This is a genomic window from Ruegeria sp. CDSA246 (assembly GCF_059611225.1).
The window spans coordinates 1-2,393 of sequence record NZ_JBXWPD010000050.1; the positions used below are offsets into that span (position 1 = coordinate 1).

A 2,393-nucleotide genomic window follows, 5' to 3' on the forward strand; every position below is an offset into this window, starting at 1 on the left:
AGCGATTGAACAGCCTTAGCTGGCTCCAGTTATCGGCTCTGCAAGGCCCGCTTTCTGCACAATGCTGTCCTTCGTGCCTGGTGCAGCATTAGTTGCTCTGGGCTCCGAGTAGTCATTCGCTGCACTCGGCCTGAACGACTGCGATGCGGACAAAGCGGCCTTTCGTAGATTGGCTTGTTTTTGTGCTTTATCTTGTATGTTGGTGTTGCAAAGTTCGGCTGCTCGACCAAAGCTCAGGTGACACTTTCCTGAAGTTGAAGGAGATCCCATGGTCAATCTGGGCACACAGCCGATCAGGACTCAAAGTGATATTTCTGAGTTCGAAGAAGAAATGACGCTTGAAGAGCGTTTACCTGAACAAAGCATCTTGGATGTCTTTATCAACAGCGCTGACCGCGATCCTGATGCGACTGCGCTGACAATGCTGATGACCGGAACTGAAGACGAAGAGCCGCGTCGTGTGACCTATGAACAGTTGCTGGGACAGATAATGCGCGCGGCAAATCTGTTTGCAGCGATTGGAGGTGAAGCACCGGGCGTTGCGTTTATGCTGCCCGCTTTGATTGAAACCCACGTCACTTTGTGGGGAGCAGAAACGGCTGGGTACGCTGTTCCGATCAATTTTCTTTTGCAGCCTGAGAGCATAGCTGAACTTCTCAAAGCCTCCGAGGCAAAGATCCTTGTTGCTCTTGGCCCTCATCCACAGCTGGACATTTGGGAGAAAGCTCTAGCAATGCGGGAGCAGGTTCCGGGCCTCGTACTTGTGCGCGTTTCTCCGCCGGGTACGCCGCCCGAAGAAGGAGTTATTGATCTTGCCAGTGCTTTGATGGCCCAACCTGATGATCATCTGACTTTTGGGGAGGCGCGCAGGGGTTCAGATCTGGCGGCCTATTTTCACACCGGGGGCACAACCGGTGTGCCAAAGCTCGTTGCGCACACCCACCGCAGCCAGCTGGTCGCAGCATTCGGGGGAGCTGTAATGTGCGGCTTTCGCTCCGATGACGTATTTACCGCTACTTTTCCTCTTTTTCACGTCGCCGGAACGATTGTCGGCGGCCTCAGTTGCTTTATGGCAGGCGTTGAACTGCTCGTAATGACTCCTGCCGGACTGCGAAACCCAGCAGTTGTCGCAAGCTTTTGGCGTCTTGTTGCAGAATATAAGGTTACAATTGTTGGCGGCGTACCAACTGCTATTGGGGCGATTTTGCAAACGCCAATCGGCGATCATGACATCTCGCACGTGCGGGCGGGCGCGACTGGTGCTTCATTGCTACCGCCTGCGGTCGGGCAGAAGTTCAAGGAAGTGACCGGCTGCACTCTTTTTGAAATTCTGGGCATGACGGAAGCTTCCGGATTGATCAGTATCGATCCACTCTGCGGTACGGGTACTGCAGGTTCAGTTGGCTGGGCGTTACCTTACACAAATGTCGACGTTCTAAAGCTGGAAAGCGATGGTGGTCTTGGAGCGGTTTGTGAGATTGGCGAAATCGGTGTTGTAGCCATCAAAGGTCCTCACGTGTCGCCCGGTTACAGCGTTACAGAATTCAACAGTGAGGTGTTCGTAGACGGTGTCCTGAATTCGGGCGACTTGGGATACAAAGATGCGAATGGGTGCCTTTATGTTGCCGGACGCTCGAAAGATCTGATTATCCGAAGCGGCCACAATATCGATCCGGTCATGATTGAAAATGCGATGAGTACCCACCCTGCTGTCGCGTTAGCAGCAGCGGTCGGCATGCCCGATCCTTATGCCGGAGAACTGCCGATATGTTTCATTCAGGTCCACACATCCGATGAGGTTACCGTTGAAGACCTAATGGCACATGCTCAGAACACTATCGATGAAAGACCAGCTTGGCCGAAGATCATTAAGATTGTTGATGAGATACCCCTGACGTCAGTCGGCAAAATCTTCAAGCCCAGTCTGCGGTGCGATGCTGCAAGGCTGGTAGTATCAAATCTGCTTCGTGAACAACTGAAGTTGCCCGACGCTCACGTGCAAGTGGAGGCCGGTGGGCCACGCGGACTTTGCGTCACAGTGAGCCTTTCTGAGACAGACGCGTCGTCTAGGCCCAGCGTTGAAGAGAAGCTTCAAGACTTCCTTTTCGAGACGCGCGTTGAAGTCGGATCGTAGGGGACAATTCTCAAAATGGCTCAAATTGCCAATCGCAAAAAATATTGTGTTGCCGGTGGCCATTGTGCGAGCCTTTTGATTGTTCAGCTGCTAAATGCAATCACAGAATCCAGTTCCCATGACAACGGCTGCAATGGGCTCGAAGCGGTCATTCAGTGAAATCTGCTCTACGTCTGCCTTGCGGACTAAGCCGCCACTCGCCGCACCGTCCACTAAGAAGCGCTCCGCGAACTTTGCGGACCCTGGAACAGCCTTTGAC

1 protein-coding gene is annotated in these 2,393 nt (G+C 53.2%); it reads left to right on the plus strand.

The genetic code is table 11. The features are described 5' to 3' along the window. Positions 1 to 268: 268 nt before the first annotated feature. A complete protein-coding gene (locus AC2FI9_RS22740; RefSeq protein ID WP_496700163.1) occupies positions 269 to 2,134 on the plus strand; it encodes an AMP-binding protein in 1,866 nt (621 codons plus the stop codon). Positions 2,135 to 2,393: the final 259 nt, after the last annotated feature.

Excerpts from the sequence above, each read along its gene's own strand:
- AC2FI9_RS22740 (WP_496700163.1), top strand. The coding sequence starts at position 269 with ATGGTCAATCTGGGCACACAGCCGATCAGGACTCAAAGTGATATTTCT.